The organism is Lysinibacillus sp. EB271-A1-10B, assembly GCF_058791335.1.
Window position 1 is genome coordinate 81,901 of sequence record NZ_JBYTDL010000013.1, and the last position, 15,527, is coordinate 97,427.

Annotated in this window: 16 protein-coding genes; 4 read left to right on the plus strand and 12 right to left on the minus strand. The window is 34.8% G+C overall.

Annotation, left to right across the window (positions count from 1 at the left end; genetic code table 11):
• Positions 1–39: 39 nt before the first annotated feature.
• A complete protein-coding gene (locus tag AC3WSK_RS16755; RefSeq protein ID WP_079562135.1) occupies positions 40–633 on the minus strand; it encodes an NADPH-dependent FMN reductase in 594 nt (197 codons plus the stop codon).
• Positions 634–1,183: 550 nt separating this feature from the next.
• A complete protein-coding gene (locus AC3WSK_RS16760) occupies positions 1,184–1,537 on the minus strand; it encodes a YunG family protein (RefSeq protein ID WP_170938988.1) in 354 nt (117 codons plus the stop codon).
• Between the two features lie 584 nt (positions 1,538–2,121).
• Here AC3WSK_RS16760 and AC3WSK_RS16765 point away from each other — a divergent pair.
• On the plus strand, positions 2,122–3,591 hold the full coding sequence (locus tag AC3WSK_RS16765; RefSeq protein WP_492414278.1) for a serine hydrolase domain-containing protein: 1,470 nt from the start codon (positions 2,122–2,124) through the stop codon (positions 3,589–3,591).
• Between the two features lie 64 nt (positions 3,592–3,655).
• On the opposite strand, the gene AC3WSK_RS16770 is transcribed toward AC3WSK_RS16765, so the two are convergent.
• Together AC3WSK_RS16770 and AC3WSK_RS16775 are read right to left on the minus strand one after the other, a co-directional pair.
• Positions 3,656–4,219: a cupin domain-containing protein gene (locus AC3WSK_RS16770; RefSeq protein WP_079562134.1), complete on the minus strand. Its 564-nt coding sequence runs from the start codon at positions 4,217–4,219 to the stop codon at positions 3,656–3,658.
• Positions 4,220–4,330: 111 nt separating this feature from the next.
• Entirely contained in the window at positions 4,331–5,452 is a 1,122-nt protein-coding gene (locus AC3WSK_RS16775) for a serine hydrolase (RefSeq protein WP_492414263.1), read from the minus strand.
• Between the two features lie 363 nt (positions 5,453–5,815).
• Between AC3WSK_RS16775 and AC3WSK_RS16780 the strand changes: the two genes are divergently transcribed.
• Positions 5,816–6,655, plus strand: coding sequence for a YitT family protein (locus tag AC3WSK_RS16780; RefSeq protein WP_079562132.1), 840 nt, complete (start codon positions 5,816–5,818; stop codon positions 6,653–6,655).
• 97 nt (positions 6,656–6,752) lie between these two features.
• On the opposite strand, the gene AC3WSK_RS16785 is transcribed toward AC3WSK_RS16780, so the two are convergent.
• Both AC3WSK_RS16785 and pdxR read right to left on the minus strand, forming a co-directional pair.
• Entirely contained in the window at positions 6,753–7,676 is a 924-nt protein-coding gene (locus AC3WSK_RS16785; protein ID WP_492414264.1) for a D-alanine--D-alanine ligase, read from the minus strand.
• Positions 7,660–9,108, minus strand: coding sequence for a MocR-like pyridoxine biosynthesis transcription factor PdxR (gene pdxR, locus AC3WSK_RS16790; protein ID WP_492414265.1), 1,449 nt, complete (start codon positions 9,106–9,108; stop codon positions 7,660–7,662). The genes AC3WSK_RS16785 and pdxR overlap by 17 nt, the downstream gene beginning before the upstream one ends.
• Before the next feature lie 442 nt (positions 9,109–9,550).
• On the opposite strand from pdxR, the gene AC3WSK_RS16795 reads away from it, so the two are divergent.
• Together AC3WSK_RS16795 and AC3WSK_RS16800 are read left to right on the plus strand one after the other, a co-directional pair.
• A complete protein-coding gene (locus AC3WSK_RS16795) occupies positions 9,551–10,327 on the plus strand; it encodes an ABC transporter ATP-binding protein (protein ID WP_492414266.1) in 777 nt (258 codons plus the stop codon).
• Positions 10,328–10,329: 2 nt separating this feature from the next.
• Positions 10,330–11,958 carry a hypothetical protein gene (locus AC3WSK_RS16800; RefSeq protein ID WP_492414267.1) on the plus strand — a complete coding sequence of 543 codons (1,629 nt, stop codon included), beginning with the start codon at positions 10,330–10,332 and terminating at the stop codon, positions 11,956–11,958.
• Positions 11,959–12,078: 120 nt separating this feature from the next.
• Here AC3WSK_RS16800 and AC3WSK_RS16805 read toward each other — a convergent pair whose 3' ends face one another.
• The 6 genes from AC3WSK_RS16805 to AC3WSK_RS16830 form a co-directional block, all read right to left on the minus strand.
• Entirely contained in the window at positions 12,079–12,348 is a 270-nt protein-coding gene (locus AC3WSK_RS16805) for a hypothetical protein (protein ID WP_079562128.1), read from the minus strand.
• 117 nt (positions 12,349–12,465) lie between these two features.
• Positions 12,466–12,675 carry a hypothetical protein gene (locus AC3WSK_RS16810; RefSeq protein WP_492414268.1) on the minus strand — a complete coding sequence of 70 codons (210 nt, stop codon included), beginning with the start codon at positions 12,673–12,675 and terminating at the stop codon, positions 12,466–12,468.
• Between the two features lie 6 nt (positions 12,676–12,681).
• On the minus strand, positions 12,682–13,080 hold the full coding sequence (locus AC3WSK_RS16815) for an ABC-2 transporter permease (RefSeq protein WP_492414269.1): 399 nt from the start codon (positions 13,078–13,080) through the stop codon (positions 12,682–12,684).
• A 4-nt stretch (positions 13,081–13,084) separates the two neighbouring features.
• Positions 13,085–13,942 carry an ABC transporter ATP-binding protein gene (locus AC3WSK_RS16820; RefSeq protein WP_492414279.1) on the minus strand — a complete coding sequence of 286 codons (858 nt, stop codon included), beginning with the start codon at positions 13,940–13,942 and terminating at the stop codon, positions 13,085–13,087.
• A 272-nt stretch (positions 13,943–14,214) separates the two neighbouring features.
• Positions 14,215–14,520 (minus strand): monooxygenase, encoded by a 306-nt coding sequence (locus AC3WSK_RS16825; RefSeq protein ID WP_079562125.1) that lies wholly within the window; start codon positions 14,518–14,520, stop codon positions 14,215–14,217.
• A 34-nt stretch (positions 14,521–14,554) separates the two neighbouring features.
• Positions 14,555–15,472, minus strand: coding sequence for a DsbA family protein (locus AC3WSK_RS16830; RefSeq protein WP_492414280.1), 918 nt, complete (start codon positions 15,470–15,472; stop codon positions 14,555–14,557).
• Between the last annotated feature and the right edge of the window lie 55 nt (positions 15,473–15,527).

The following is a 15,527-nucleotide window of genomic DNA, read 5'->3' on the forward strand; positions in this document are numbered from 1 at the left end:
GTGGGTGTTTGGACACTCGCTGAAGTAAGTTGATCCAGATTAACGAATTGTATATAAAGCTTTTGACCAAGGAATTAATTGATCTAACATTTGGTTAACCGAATCTGATTGCACTTCTTTTGGTTTAAACTCAGTACCATTTTCAAAGTCTGTGAATAGTGACAATGCTGGATGTACACGTACATCTGCAATTAAAAGTTCACCCATAATACCACGTAAATGTTCAGCTGCTCGTGCACCACCTACAGAACCATAAGAAACAATACCTGCAGCTTTGTTGTTCCATTCTTCACGTAAATAATCTAGTGCATTTTTTAGAGCACCTGTAATAGAGTGATTGTACTCTTGTACGATGAATACAAATCCATCTTGTTTTGCAATAATTTCTGACCAAGCTTGAGCGCCTGAAGCATCTTGCCCTGGTTCACCTAGTAAAGGTAATTTGTAATCTGCAATATCAATAACTGTATAATTAGCATCGCCTCGTTGATCTGCGATTTCTTTCACCCATTGTGCTACCTGTGGACTTACACGACCTTCACGTGTTGATCCGATAATAATTCCGATATTTAATTCTGCCATTGTTTTTTCCTCCTCTTTTTTTGAAGTAAATAATTTATTTAAAAAACCCATGATCATTACCTCCTTCTGATGAAAAAAGTTAAACTTTACTTTCTATATATGGATTTAAAAGTTCGAATTCGTTTATCTTGAATTAAGTTATCTTGAATTCGAGATAATAATAACACGATGGGTTAATTTACGTCAACATGTTTGTTTATTAAAAAAATAATATGGCTCATCACTTTAGCGTGGGGTTGATTTCCGTTCCGGCTGGGCGCGGCGTCCGATGAGCCGCTTCGCTTCGCTGCAGGGTCTCATCTGTGACGCTGATCCCCAAGGAGTCGCCCAGCCTCCACTACAATCAACATATTATACATCGCATATGCCATCTCCAACTTTTAGTGAATAGCTAAATGCAGAAATGAACAAAGATGAATTATCATCCCTAAAAAACAATTCCGCTAAAATTCAATTATTCCTTATCACAGGATGAATCGCAAAGCTGGAATCAAAAAGTACTATACCTTGCTAAAATATCAAGAAAACCAGACAAATTATCATGGAAGAAGACGAGACTTTGCAGAGGTGTTATGAAAACAACATTTCTGCCTTCAACTCCCTAGCTTTTTCTTAAATACACATAAACCTGCGATTTTAGATAGCTATATTGAATATCATTCGTATCTTGAAAAGCCTCTTCCCTGTTTGAACGAACATCATGATATTCGGGGTTGTATGTAAATTGTTCTTGTGTAAAATCCTTTCTTTCTCCATTTAGGATATTATAGAAATGCCAGCCTTCATCAAGCCATGTTTTATAAATTTTGCCTCCAAGAATATCATTTACAACTAATGTAGTGACTCCGCAATGTCCTCTTGCAGGGTTATCTTTACTCCATTTTGAGCTAGAGTGAATTGACCAGGATTTTTTTAAAGCTCTTAGCACTTCATTTTCTGTATACATTCTCATCATCCTTTTCAACCTATACTTTATTTTAAAAAGGTACATCATCCATCTTAATAGGAGTTGTTCCGCTAATGCCCAATCATCTTTTATTGCACCATATAGGATACTATCAGTTACAGTACCATCTGCATTTCCCCAGGCATTTCTTAAATAGCCCTCTTTCACAAAGCCAGCTTTCGTAAAGCATTTTCTCATACCGATATTATCGATTCTCGTATATCCTTCGATTCGAATCTTATCTTTTTCTCCAAACAGATAGTCTTGTAACCAAAGGAGTGTTTTTACTCCGTATCCATTTCCTCTATAACGTGTACTTAAACGGAGATCGAATAAAGGGATTATTGCTTTATTTACAAGGCAAACATTTTAACAAATATTATTCCCAACTTTTATTGATGAGTCGAAAAATGGTGTTTTTAAAGTTACAATGCCAAAGCTAGCAAAAGAGAATACAAATTTCTTTCGAATAGTATACGCAGCAACTATCATATACTATAAAGAAGTGTATATTTTTGCTAAACATGGATGAAAGATCTTTGCTATGAAATTATGAAGGAAAACTTTTTTGGAGGAAATAGGTGAAAACGACAATGAAAACAACCCCCATATATAAAGCTATATTAGTTTGTTTATTATTAATTCCATTCAATCTATTTCTACCAGTCTCACAAATCTCCGCAGCAGAACAAGACATTAAGAGTACTATAGATAAATATGTTGAAAACTTTTTGGAAGAGCAGCGAATTCCAGGAGCATCTATTGCTATCGTTCATAAAAATAATATCTTTTACTCTAAATCGTGGGGCGTAACAGGAGAATCCGAAGAAAAAATAACTGCTGAAACTCCATTTGTAACCGGCTCTATCAGTAAGTCGTTAACTGGCTTAGCTATCATGAGATTGGTTGATGCAGGCACCATCCAATTAGATGATCCCGTTCAAAAGTATATGTCATGGTTTACACTTAAAGATAAAAAGGCCGCTTCCCAAATAACGATTAAACATTTGCTTACCCAAACAAGTGGGATAAGCACTTATTCTGGCTTATCTATATCGGACAAAGAATCTAATGATTTGAGTGCTATAAAGGAAAATGTAGAAAGCTTATCGAATGTTAAGCTGACTGCTGCTCCTGGAGAAAAGCATCAGTATAGTAATGCTAACTTTTCAATTCTTGGCGCTCTCATCGAAGAAGTGACTAATCAAACCTTTTCTGAGTATATGGAGGAACAAGTTTTTTCTCCATTAGGGATGAAAAATGCAGCAGCTAATAGTAGCAAGGCCTATGATAATGGATACTTATCTGGTTATCAATCATGGCTCGGTCACCCTGTCAAAAGTGCAGTCACCTATGATAATGGAGGTGCACCGTATGGATATATAACGGCAAGTGCAACAGATATGGTGCAGTATATTAGACTACTTAGTCAACATAAGCAAAACAATTTTTTAAGTAAAAATGCGATGAACCTTTATATTTCACCGTTTGTTCGAACTAGTAAATCTCGATATTACGGCCTTGGTGTACGAATCTCCTATCCAGAATCTAAAGAAGAAATGATATGGCATTCTGGTTCAAATCCTGACGCACGCTCAGAAGTATTTTATCTACCAGAAACCGATTGGGGCGGTGTGATTCTCACTAACAAAAGTCATATATTAGAGGAAAAGTCCCTTCTTTACTTAAAACAAGGGATTATCAATATTTTAAATGGGAAAGAGCCCGTTGAAGCGCCTAAATATAAACCAACATTACAAATCATAGCAATTGCTATAATATGTTTACTTTTTGTGATGTTTATTTATCTTTTAATAAAGGTTAAAGCTAAAAAAGTAAATAAAAGAGGCGTTTTGGGTATATTCGGTTTCATACTTTTGGTTTTAGCCATGATCTCAATCCCATTATTAAGCTATAGTATAGAAACACCTTGGCATACGATTAGATATTTTGCTCCTGATATTGCATTTTTGACTATAATGATGGTTACTCTTTTAACATTGAATGGCTTATTTTCTATATATATATCATTTAAACGACGACAAAAAAGACAACTCCTTTAAATAGGAGTTGTCTTTTTTAGTTATGCTTGTATTATCGAAGAAAAAGTTACATATCTAAAATTGATTATTCATCGCCATGTCCATATCCTGCTTCCGAGGCCTCAGCGTCTGCTTTCGTAACATGTACAGTACCAAATGGATGGTTAGGAGGAGCGTATATCGAATAAAGCTTTAGTGGAACATTCCCTGTATTTGTGACATTATGCCATGTTCCAGCAGGTACTACTATGGCATAATTTTCACGGACCCTTCTTTCATAGTTTAAATTGTTTTTACTAGGGCCCATTTGAGCAAGTCCCTCACCCTGTTCAATATATAAAAATTGCTCAACATTTGGGTGTACTTCCAAACCGATACTATCACCAACATTAATACTCATTAAAGTAATCTGTAAGTTCTTTCCCGTCCACAGAGCCGTACGATACATATCGTTTTGCTTAGTCGCATTTTCAAGATCGATGACAAGTGGCTGAGCTCCATAATCTTTTAATTCAATACTTCCACCATTAGAAAAACGAGAAGGTTCAGCGCTGTTCGCATACCCTATCTGATAAGGAGGTGCCCAATAAACAAGCTGATCTCCATAGTTATACATAGGCATGTTTTCGTAATAAGGAATGTAGTACATTTTCTCAATCCCCTCACACATTATAAGAATATCCTATGCAGCTTGCTAAAAGAATGTACTTCATTTGCAAACATCATCGTCTCAGTCGGAAACTTTGTATATAGACATCGATCAGTGAGACAATTCTTTTTTTATGTGCAAACGGAATTCCTCGTCTGTTAAAAATTTTAATAGAAAATTATTCATGTTTTTAGATAGTTTTGCCTGCTCTATCGTAGATAAATTATTTGCAAAAAAGGCGATTTCCGTTTGATTACCATCTTTATCTTTTGCATAGAAAGCTTGTGTCAAAACAAATGCAGTAGACCCACCCTTTTGACCAGCGTGAGTTAGCCATTCACGATTTTTAGGGTTTTGCATTAACTGTTCCATAACTGGGTCAAGATACTTATGTACATTTTCATTAAAGTATTTTTTACTATTTAGTTTTTCCAAAATAGAAATGTAGTCCGCTGTAGTTGCTTTTACCAAACGATCAGACCATACTTTTTGCATATCCATACTTAGCGTTTTTTGTAACTGTTTTTTCTCCTCATCAGTAAGAGGGTTCTTTAACCATTTATTATGAATACTCAGCGCTCGATCCCGATATTCAGTCATATCCATACTTTGCATAGCTTTTAATGTTTCTTCTTTAGTTAATTTCTTTTCATTCATCAACTGAATAGGTATATACAATGCACTCGTGAATGGATATAAGGGTTCATGATCTAAAACATCTAAACTCTTTAGCACTTCATTAATATTATGAAGCCCTAGCACGTGCATTAAATATTCCGTATTTGCATTAGAACTATAAGCAATCATCCCATTGGCTACTTCACTTAAAGGCACACTATCAATATTTTCGCTTTGATTTAACCCAGATATCCATGCTTCATGTGCCCCACCGTCTGTTTTTGGAATATAAAACGTTTCTAATTCCTTTAAACTGACCTGTTGCTGAGGGTTTATAAGTCCGTCTGCTGCCTGTTGTGCATATTCTATGGCTACAATAATTTTAACTGTGCTTGCTAAAGGAAGTTGTTTATTCGTATTAACCTCTGACCATTTTTCGTTATTGTAATTGATTGCTAAAGATACATTTTCATTACTTATATTTTCCTTGATGAATTGTACAATATATTCAGGATTCTCTTCATTTACTTCTTTCTTAAACATCCAAACTCCAACTCCTATCACTAAAACAGCACAAACTAATAAACCTCCAATAACCCAAAGTACTATTTTCAAATTAATACCTCCATTATTAATATTCTATCTTCACTGCCGAATTTGTTATGTTGCTTTCAACACTTGTTCTCATACGATTCCCCCGATCACGCAGAGATGAAAATAGCATGTCCCTCACTAGTAGTGTAACTTATCCTCCCTTTCCAGAAAACATTTTAAAGATATACCAATATATTCAATAAAATCTAACGTTGCCGTTAACAATTCTTTCTACGCTCATATATTTTTCAATGTTCTCACCGATAAAGGACATACTATCAATTATAGATTTATCAAAAACGAACATTCCAAAAAGTATATAATTTGACTAGAACTTGATATAGTATGTATTTAGGAATAATCAATTTGTTTGGTGGTGTATATATGAAGAAGTTCAGTATGGATTTATTAATGATTACGGTCGGAGCGCTGCTTTTTGCACTAGCTGTAAACTTATTTGTTATACCTAATGATTTAGGTGAAGGTGGCGTTACAGGTGTAACAATCATTGCCTATTATTTGTTCGGATGGTCGCCTAGTATTGTGAGCCTTGTGTTAAACGCAGCTTTATTAGCAGTTGGTTATAAATTTTTAAGTAGACAAACGACTATTTATACAATTATTGCCGTGTCCCTCCATTCACTCTTTTTACATTTAACAGAATCGTGGTCAATTTCTTCAAATGAAATTATCGTGAATACTATTTTTGGCGGGGTGTTCGCTGGAGTTGGTATAGGCTTAATTATAAGAGTTGGTGGAACAACAGCAGGTTCAACAATCTTAGCTAGAATGACCAATAAATATTTAGGCTGGAGTATTAGTTACGGTTTATTGTTTTTTGATTTAATCGTTGCTTTTTCATCTTATTTTATTATTGGGGCAGAAGCATTAATGCTTACTATTATTATGCTTTATGTCGGAACAAAGGTAATGGAGTTTGTTATTGAAGGTGTGAATCCTAAAAAAGCTGTTACGATCATTTCGAAAAAACCTGAAGAGATTGCCAGTCATGTAAATGGTTTTATGAATCGAGGCGTGACGGTCCTTTCAGGTCATGGCTATTATACGAAAGAGCAAAAAGAAATTCTGTATATTGTCATTAGTAAACAAGAAGTTGTAAAGCTGAAGAAAATCGTCAAAGAAATAGACAAGGATGCCTTTATTGCCATTCATGATGTACGAGATGTCTTTGGACATGGATTTATTGAATTATCTAAGGCTTAATAAGATAACTGAGAAAACACCTTTTGTTGAAAATGGGTTTAATCCCCTCTCAACATTAAAGGTGTTTTTTAGCGCTATTCATGCTTAGCTGAACCCTTTATTCTCTTACCTGTAAGGAAGTTTCAATAATCGTATCTAAAAGTTGTGTATAAGACATTCCTGCCGAGGATGCGCTTTTTGGCAGTAAGCTTTTTTTTGTCATTCCTGGCAATGTGTTTACCTCCATGACATATGGGATTCCATCCTTGAGCATCATATCAATTCTGGCATAAACACTACATTTTAATGCGTCATAACTGGCCTTTGCAGCTTTCGCAACTCGGTCATGTATGGCAGACGGAAGTTCTACAACCTCCTCGATCGTTGCGGCATCTTCGTATTTCGCCTTGTAATCAAAAAATGTTGCTGTATGGCGAATCGAAAAAATCGGTAAAAGCTTGCCATCTATAATAGAGCATGTTATTTCTTCACCCTTTATATATTTTTCAATAATGATTTCAGCATCCCATTTGAATACGTCCTCAACCGAAGTGAGTAAAGAATCTTTATCATAAACTATTTTTACCCCTACACTGGAGCCACCCGAATTAGGTTTTACTACTAACGGATAGCCCATTTTGTCTAACTCATCCCACTGAAGCTCCTCAATATTCGAAAGATGAAGCCAATTTGGAGTTTCAATTCCTTCATAACGCAAAATTTTTTTCGATATATTTTTATCCATACAAATACCGCTAGATAGCATCCCACTTCCGGTATATGGAACACCTAACGTTTCTAGCACACCTTGAATCGTTCCATCTTCTCCAAATTTCCCGTGAAGCGCTAGCAGGGCAATATCGAGATTTTTCACCTTTTCTATAAGCTCTTTTTTATCATGTAATTCAATTGCTACAACTTCATATTTACTCTTATCTAAATGAGCAATCATTTCCTCCCCTGTCATAATAGAGACCTGCTTTTCAGAGGAAACGCCTCCCATAATAACGCCAACCTTCATATTTTCAACTCCCCATTTCATTTTTCAAGGTATCTCCAATGATCTTAATACCCCGCACAATATCCTCTTCTGTTAGCCGGGAAAATCCTAAGCGAAATGTGTTACTTCCTTCGCCATTACTGTAAAAAACATCTCCAGGATAAAAAACAACTCCCCTTTGATAGCACTTTTCCAATAATGTACGAGCATTCATTCCTTCTTCAAGCTCAATAAAGAGATGCAGTCCACCATCTCCTGTCATTCTCTTAAAGGAGATGTATTGATGGCATGCTTGACGGGCTAATTCATATTTTTTCTTATACACGAACTTAGCCTTTTTTAAATATTTTTCAAAATAGCCATCCTGTAAATATTGATAAAGTACAGCCTGATCTAGTGTCGATGTATGAATAGTACGGGCTCTTTTCATACTTTCCAAACAGTTGATGAGCTCCTTATCTGCTAATATCCATCCAACACGTAAGCCAGGAAAAAGAATTTTAGAAAAGCTACTGATATAAATAACATTGTTGCCCTCACCGATAAAAGTCATTAACGGTGCTAAATGCGAGCCTGAATAACGTAATTCTTCATTAAAGCCATCCTCTACAATCGGAATTTGATATTGTGAAAAAAGCCTAATAATTTCAGCTCTTTTTTCAGAGGATGTAACAATGCCTGTCGGGTTATGATAAGACGGGATTAAGTAGGCAAAATCAAATTCCTTTTCCGACAAGCTTTTCTCAACTTGTTCAATATCGATACCGTCATCCTTCATGTCGATTCCGTGGATCTCAAATCCATGTAAGCGAAAAAGCTTTAATGCTGCATGATGAGTAGGATTTTCGCAAATAACACATCCAGATTTTTTCGCTAAGGAAGATAATAAAATATCCAATCCCTCGGTAAAGCCATTCGTAATCAAAATATCCTTATTGGAAATATCTACGCCCTTCATTTCCATATAGTGAAGAAGGTACTCGATTAACGGTTTATAACCCTTTGCGTACCCGTAATTCAAAACGATATCACCTTCAAGGGACATTCGAGTCAGAAAGGATCTTTTAAAATTTTCAACATCAAAAAGCTTTTCTTCGGGGGCGATGCTATTAAAGGAAATCATGCCTTTTTCCCAGTGAATATCTTGCTTCATTAAATCTAATTCATCAGCTAATAAGGTAGCTTTATTAAGCCTTTCCTTCCATTTAAGCTCGATGGAGGGTGCTTTCAATGTTGTGACCTTCCCTACAAAGTTTCCTTTTCCTTTTATCGCATAGATAATGCTCTCTTGCTCTAAATCTGCATATGCATTCAGTACCGTATTTCTACTGACCAATAATAATTTACTTAGTTCACGGGTTGATGGAAGCTTCTGATGCTCCAGCAAGTGTCCCTTCATAATCTTTTCTTTCAAATAATCTTTTAACTGAATATAAACCGGACGATCATCGATAAGCTTAAAATCATTAAACATTTCCTTGACCTCCTTGCTTTATTTTTGCATAACCGTATCTAACTCAAAAGGTCCACAGTATATGTATTTTCCCATCCGAGTGGTATGGTTCCAACCTCAAAAGAATGCAATCCTTCAACATGAAGAATTGCACCTATTATATGCTATTTATTATTTTTATTCTTGAACATGAATCGTTGTATATTTAATAAATTCTAATTGAACACTTCGAAAATATTCATAACTTCATATAGTATCTTAAAGCACTAATCTTACTCATCTCCTGGGAATAAGTAATCATTTTGATATACAGTTCTTTTTTAACAGTCCTCTAAAGAACCCACTTCATTTCCGAAGAGGAATATTTACCCACTTTTAAATGTTATATTATATTTATGGATATTTTCTCTAAATCAATTACACTGAACATAAGATAAAGTGAAAAACAGAAAGGAGTTACAACATGGAAGAAATCTTAACGATTACAAATTTGACGAAAAGTTATGGTAGCAAGGAAATATTAAAAGGAATCGACTTGCACGTCTCGAGGGGTGAAATCATTGGCTATATCGGCCCGAACGGTGCTGGTAAAAGTACGACTGTCAAAATCATTTTAGGAATTGAAGGCGATTACGGTGGAGACATTAAGCTTTTCGGAGAGAATATCGGCAAAGACAGCCTTGAATATAAACGAAGAATTGGCTATGTACCGGAGATAGCAGACGTTTACGATAATTTAACGGGGTATGAGTATTTAACCTTCATCGGGCAGCTTTATGGTCTTGAATTAGAGGTGGCTGCTGATAAATCAACATCCTTAATGGAATTGTTCGGTGTTGGAGAAGCGTATCATTCCAGAATATCTTCTTATTCAAAAGGGATGCGGCAAAAGCTATTAATTATCGCTAGCCTTATACATAATCCCGACTTGTTATTTTTAGATGAGCCAATCAATGGGTTAGATGCAAATAGTGTAATGATTTTCAAAGAAATTTTGACTCAACTGGCTGCCCAAGGAAAAACAATATTTTATTCCTCTCATATCATGGATGTTGTCGAAAAAATCAGTAGTCGTATCATTTTGTTGAATGATGGGAAAATTGCTGCCGACGGGACATTTGCCCAACTACAGGCAGACAATACTGAAGGAACTCTGGAAAGAATTTTCAACCAATTGACAGGCTTCCATGATCATCAGGAAATTGGCGAGAAATTCGTTTCTATTGTACAAGAGGTATGAACATGAAAGATTTTAAAATCCTACAATTGCTTGATAAAATTCAATTTATCTTTGTGAGAATGGGCATCGATTACGACATCATGAGAAAGATTCTCCATATAAAACTAACAATGGATGAGCGCAAAGTACCGACAATATTTAACCAAGCATCAAATAAAAACAAAGAAGAGCAAAAATACGGTTACATCAAATCTTTATGGATTTATGTATTATTTGGGCTTATGTTAATTCCTTTTATGGGATTTGGTCAAAACTATCTTTTCCAGATGAGTATTGCTTATGCCATGATTATTTTTATCATCATGACAACATTGATTTCTGATTTTTCTTCCGTACTTTTGGATGTACGGGACAGAAGCATTCTCTCGACCAAGCCTATCTCTGCTAGGACGGTCAATGCGGCCAAATTTATGCATATTTTCATCTACTTGACGTATTTAACGATTGCTTTTACTGCCATCTCCTTAGTCGTTGGCCTATTTAGGCAAGGAATTGTATTCTTTATTTTAACGTTGCTCTTACTAGTTTTAATTAATATTTTTATTGTCGTATTAACTGCTGTTTTATATATTGCTATTTTAAGATTCTTTGATGGAGAAAAGCTGAAAGATGTCATCAATTATGTACAAATCGGCTTATCCTTAATGCTGATGATTGGCTATCAAGTTCTTATTAGATCCTTTGAATTCGTCAATTTTGATATGGTCGTAACATTTCATTGGTGGAGTGTTTTTCTCATTCCTATGTGGTTTGCCGCTCCTTATGAATTACTGCTAAACGGTGACGTCTCTTTATTTACAGTGATCTTTAGTATTTTAGCTGTCGTCATGCCAATCATTTCAATATGGCTTTACCTAAAGCTAATTCCAACCTTTGAACGTAATCTGCAAAAACTATTAAACACTAGCAAATCGAAAAAAGAAAAGAACAATCGACTTAAGACGATTTTGTTAACAATCATTTGTAGAACAAATGAAGAAAGAGCTTTTTACCGCTTCTCCTCCCTTATGATGAAACAGGAGCGAGAGTTTAAACTGAAAGTATATCCATCTTTAGGATTTTCATTTGTCATTCCATTTATTTTTATGTTTTCTTTTTCAAGGAACGAAGCTATTGATTATTCCGTTAGCATGGGCTATTTAAACATTTATTTCAGCATGCTAATTATTCCGACAGCTGTGCTTTTGCTTGGGCATTCCGGCAAATACAAAGCCGCTTGGATCTATAAAGTCTTTCCAATGAAAGATTATACAAACTTAAAAAAAGGTAGCTTAAAAGCATTTTTGATTAAATTGTATATTCCATTGTATATTGTTCTGAGCATCATTTTCTGCTTCATTTATGGTACGAGAATTATCCCTGATTTACTGACTGTTTTAGTAGCAAGCTGCATGTACACAGTCATTTGTTACCTCGGAATAGGAAGCAAGATTCCTTTCACAAAGCCTTATAATGAAGTTGGCGATGCCCAGAGTTGGAAAACTCTTTTGTTGTTAATTCCATTAGGTATGCTGGCGGGGCTACACTATTTAATAGCTAGTCAGATTTCCTTTGGGTCAATTATTTATCTAATTGTGCTTATTATCATGAATTTTATTATATGGAAACTAGTTTTTAGACGTACACAGTAATATCTAGTGACCGTAAAAATCTAGCAAGCTATACTAACCATCCCTTTGCTTAGTGGATGCCCCTCCTAGCTACACTTCATGAACTATCATATATAAATAACTTGGTCTAATCAGATCAAGTTATTTTTCATTAGCTTTTTTAACTTTCTCACTAGCTACAACAACAATTAAATGTAATACAGAGATAATTACAGCAATACTCGCACCGATATTATAAGCTTCTAAATTGTATACATTTATAAATGAAATGCCTACATTATCTAAAGTGCTAAATAGATTGTCCGTTCCCCTTACACCAGCTTCAATTTTATCCAATAACCAAAAAACAATAAAAATTCCAAGTAAGGTCACTAATGTAGAAATAAGAGCTTTTACAATAGACTTGCCCATAATTATCCTCCTCCTTTAAAAACATTTCATTAGAAGTATTTGCAGAACTACACTTAATTAATAGCTAACCAATTAGGATGAAGCTGTTTTTTTGTTGGAGCTTATAAGAAAACCGCTTTAAAAAGCTTTTTTCTCATATATACGAATAGATAGTAGCCATGACCCAACATACAATATAGCAATTGTAAGGATAGCTACAAGATACATTTGCGTTTCTTGTAAAGCTAGGAACTTTCGTGTCAATTCCCTTAATGTTTCATTTAAATTAGGGATTAAAAGCTTAATCGTTGCTAGATAGATGCCAAATAAAGCACCTGCAGCAAGCATTAAATATTACCTTTTAAATTTATAAAACACTGGGAGCAAGAGTGAAATAGCGACCATGACAATACCGATAATTAGCAGTATTGCTTTCCACGAAAACGGTGTTTCTTTTCCATTTAACAAGAAACTCCCTCCGTAAGTAAGCATTATAAATAGTGATGTAAATATTAATACACCTACATACCTTGAAGAAACAATTTCCCTTCTCGTATATGGAAGCGAATTGAGCAGCATATTAGCGTTATCTTTTTCATCATAAGACAAAGCCATATTAATAAAGGTTAGACTACATACAACTGCAATAGGAATTGGAGAAACATCTATCAATAAGTAAATTATTATAGTAGCAATGTAAATTAAAAATACTTTCTTTTGTATTAAAATATCCTTAAATATAAGGTTAAACATACAGTTACCACCCTTTCTTCGTATAATACATAATATCTTCAAGCGTTGGTTTTTCCACAATCACAGAATCCCCAAATATGTTTGCCACACGATTTTTATCAGCTGTTAATGCTTCAAAGCCTGCATTCGTTTTTCTAATCGAAATAAACTTTTGTTCCGTTTCTATATCCAATAAATCTAACTTCCCTTTGACAAGGGCATATTCCTCTTCAATTTTATAAAATTCTTTCGTGAAAATATGTTCTCCGTTATGAATAAAGGTAATATAATCCGCAATACGATCTAAATCTGTTGTAATATGTGTTGAAAAGAAAATTGTTTTTTCACCATCCTGCATTAACTCATGCAAAATGTTTAGTAACTCTCTTCGAAATATCGGATCGAGCCCAGCAGTTGGCTCATCCATAATAATTAATTCTGCATGATGAGCTAGAGCAATGGCTAACGAAGCTTTCATCTTCATTCCCTTCGAAAAGTTCTTCATATTTTTATTCAATGGTAGTTCGAATTTTTCAACATAATGTTGAAAAGTGTTATCATCCCAGTTTTTATAGGCGGGTTTAATAATCTTTTTCATATCCTTTAACGTTACATTTTCATAAAAGACATTTTCATCATAGACAAAACCAATACGTTCTTTTATTTCTTTCTCATGTCCCTTATATTTCATACCAAATAATGAAACAGTACCACTATCTTGCTGTAATAAGTTCATTATCAACTTGATCGTTGTTGATTTACCTGCACCATTCCCCCCAATAAATCCAGTTACATAGCCCTTTTTAACGTTAATAGAAAAATCCTTTACCTGAAATCCATTAAAGACTTTATGAATATTCTGTAATTCAATGACATTTTCCATCATTCATCCTCCGTATACAATAATGTAAGCATTTCCTTGAGTGTCCGTTTCTTTCGCGAAATGAACGAACCTTTCCAACAAATAGAATCCATCCGTATTTCTCAAGATCTATAATACAATGTATATACACTTTATATACAATATATACACACTATACTAATTTTGCAAGTAAAGAATTATTATTAGCCCCAAAAAAGAACATGGGACTGTTAAATTACAATCCCATGTTTTCGATTCCGAATTATTTAGTTGATAAACCTTAGCCTAGGTAACTATTTAATTAGTGCATGATTAATTGTTGATAATGCTTCATTCACTTCGAAGATCTTCCCACGAATATCGGTAACACCAAAACTTGTTAATCGTTCTGAATGCATAATTAAATATTGTTCAGCATCTGTTTTGGTTTCAAATAAATAGATCCCACCCGCTTCTTTAGCCGCTGCATTCTCAGTCCAAATCTTCCAAATCACACCTGACTCTTCATTAATACTTTTGGCTAAATCAACGAATGCCTCGGACATTTCTTCACCGAATGGTCCATCCATTGTAAAATCGACTTGTAATAAATATTTCATGATTAAAACCCCCATTTTATAAATAGCGACTCTTTTATTTCATTACAAAATAAGTTTCACCAAGTATTTCTTTCGCATCATAAGCAGTCGTTGAAAGCTCTTTTTCAGCAAATACGTTGATATCTTTTTGCTCAATATCATACATAACTTCAATCTCTTTCGAAAAAAGAAGCTTTTCTTTCTCAAGTAAACTGAAAAGTGCTGGTTGTTGTTTTGGCTGTAGTTCATCTAAATGAAGAACTTGTTTTAGCCCAGCAATATAGGATTCTAACGTTCGGCTGCCGACAATTTTCACACCTTTATTGTCTTTGTTAAACATGATAATACTTGGAAATCCTTTTACGCCTAGTTGTGAAGCTAGCGCAAAGTCCTCACTTAATAATTGCTGTCCAATCGGTAGCTCGGCCTCTTTTATAACCTTCTCCCCATCAAGTCCGATATTATTAACGATTTCAATTAAAACAGATTTCTCTGCAATATTTTGATTAAATACGAAAACTGCTTCTCTTGCGCGGCGTAAAAATATATTTGCTAAATCCTCATTTTGCTGTTGAATCACTTTAAAAACCTTAGATGGAGGATAGGAGGACTGAATGGGATTCTCAAGCCAAAGCGTACCATCAATCGGCATACGACTCTGCTCGCCAACCTCTCTCCAGTGTCCAGCCACATCAGATGGGCGTGATATACCATTAGATACATCAGCAAAGCCGGCCCATTTTTCTAGCAAACCGCCCATTATAGTATGGAAATTTATATAATGACCGTATTGCTCTACAAAGCGACGAAGAATCGGTTCTAATGCCCAACAATGCGAGCAGATTGGATCTGTCACATAATATAAATTAATCGATTTCCTTTTTTGATCGAAATCAATCACCTGCATTTCGTTATCTTCTGAAACACCACATACGCCAGTTTCTAAATCACAGATTAAATTATTGTTCGTCATCATACTCACCACTTTCATTTTAATTGCTTTATAAGCGTAGTTTAGTAAATAATGA

Excerpts from the sequence above, each read along its gene's own strand:
- AC3WSK_RS16795 (WP_492414266.1), top strand. The coding sequence starts at position 9,551 with ATGGAAGAAATCTTAACGATTACAAATTTGACGAAAAGTTATGGTAGC.
- AC3WSK_RS16765 (WP_492414278.1), top strand. The coding sequence starts at position 2,122 with ATGAAAACAACCCCCATATATAAAGCTATATTAGTTTGTTTATTATTA.
- AC3WSK_RS16755 (WP_079562135.1), bottom strand. The coding sequence starts at position 633 with ATGGGTTTTTTAAATAAATTATTTACTTCAAAAAAAGAGGAGGAAAAA.
- AC3WSK_RS16815 (WP_492414269.1), bottom strand. The coding sequence starts at position 13,080 with ATGTTTAACCTTATATTTAAGGATATTTTAATACAAAAGAAAGTATTT.
- AC3WSK_RS16830 (WP_492414280.1), bottom strand. The coding sequence starts at position 15,472 with ATGACGAACAATAATTTAATCTGTGATTTAGAAACTGGCGTATGTGGT.
- AC3WSK_RS16760 (WP_170938988.1), bottom strand. The coding sequence starts at position 1,537 with ATGATGAGAATGTATACAGAAAATGAAGTGCTAAGAGCTTTAAAAAAA.
- AC3WSK_RS16820 (WP_492414279.1), bottom strand. The coding sequence starts at position 13,942 with ATGGAAAATGTCATTGAATTACAGAATATTCATAAAGTCTTTAATGGA.
- AC3WSK_RS16825 (WP_079562125.1), bottom strand. The coding sequence starts at position 14,520 with ATGAAATATTTATTACAAGTCGATTTTACAATGGATGGACCATTCGGT.
- pdxR (WP_492414265.1), bottom strand. The coding sequence starts at position 9,108 with ATGTTTAATGATTTTAAGCTTATCGATGATCGTCCGGTTTATATTCAG.
- AC3WSK_RS16805 (WP_079562128.1), bottom strand. The coding sequence starts at position 12,348 with ATGGGCAAGTCTATTGTAAAAGCTCTTATTTCTACATTAGTGACCTTA.
- AC3WSK_RS16800 (WP_492414267.1), top strand. The coding sequence starts at position 10,330 with ATGAAAGATTTTAAAATCCTACAATTGCTTGATAAAATTCAATTTATC.
- AC3WSK_RS16810 (WP_492414268.1), bottom strand. The coding sequence starts at position 12,675 with ATGCTTGCTGCAGGTGCTTTATTTGGCATCTATCTAGCAACGATTAAG.
- AC3WSK_RS16770 (WP_079562134.1), bottom strand. The coding sequence starts at position 4,219 with ATGTACTACATTCCTTATTACGAAAACATGCCTATGTATAACTATGGA.
- AC3WSK_RS16780 (WP_079562132.1), top strand. The coding sequence starts at position 5,816 with ATGAAGAAGTTCAGTATGGATTTATTAATGATTACGGTCGGAGCGCTG.
- AC3WSK_RS16785 (WP_492414264.1), bottom strand. The coding sequence starts at position 7,676 with ATGAAATGGGGAGTTGAAAATATGAAGGTTGGCGTTATTATGGGAGGC.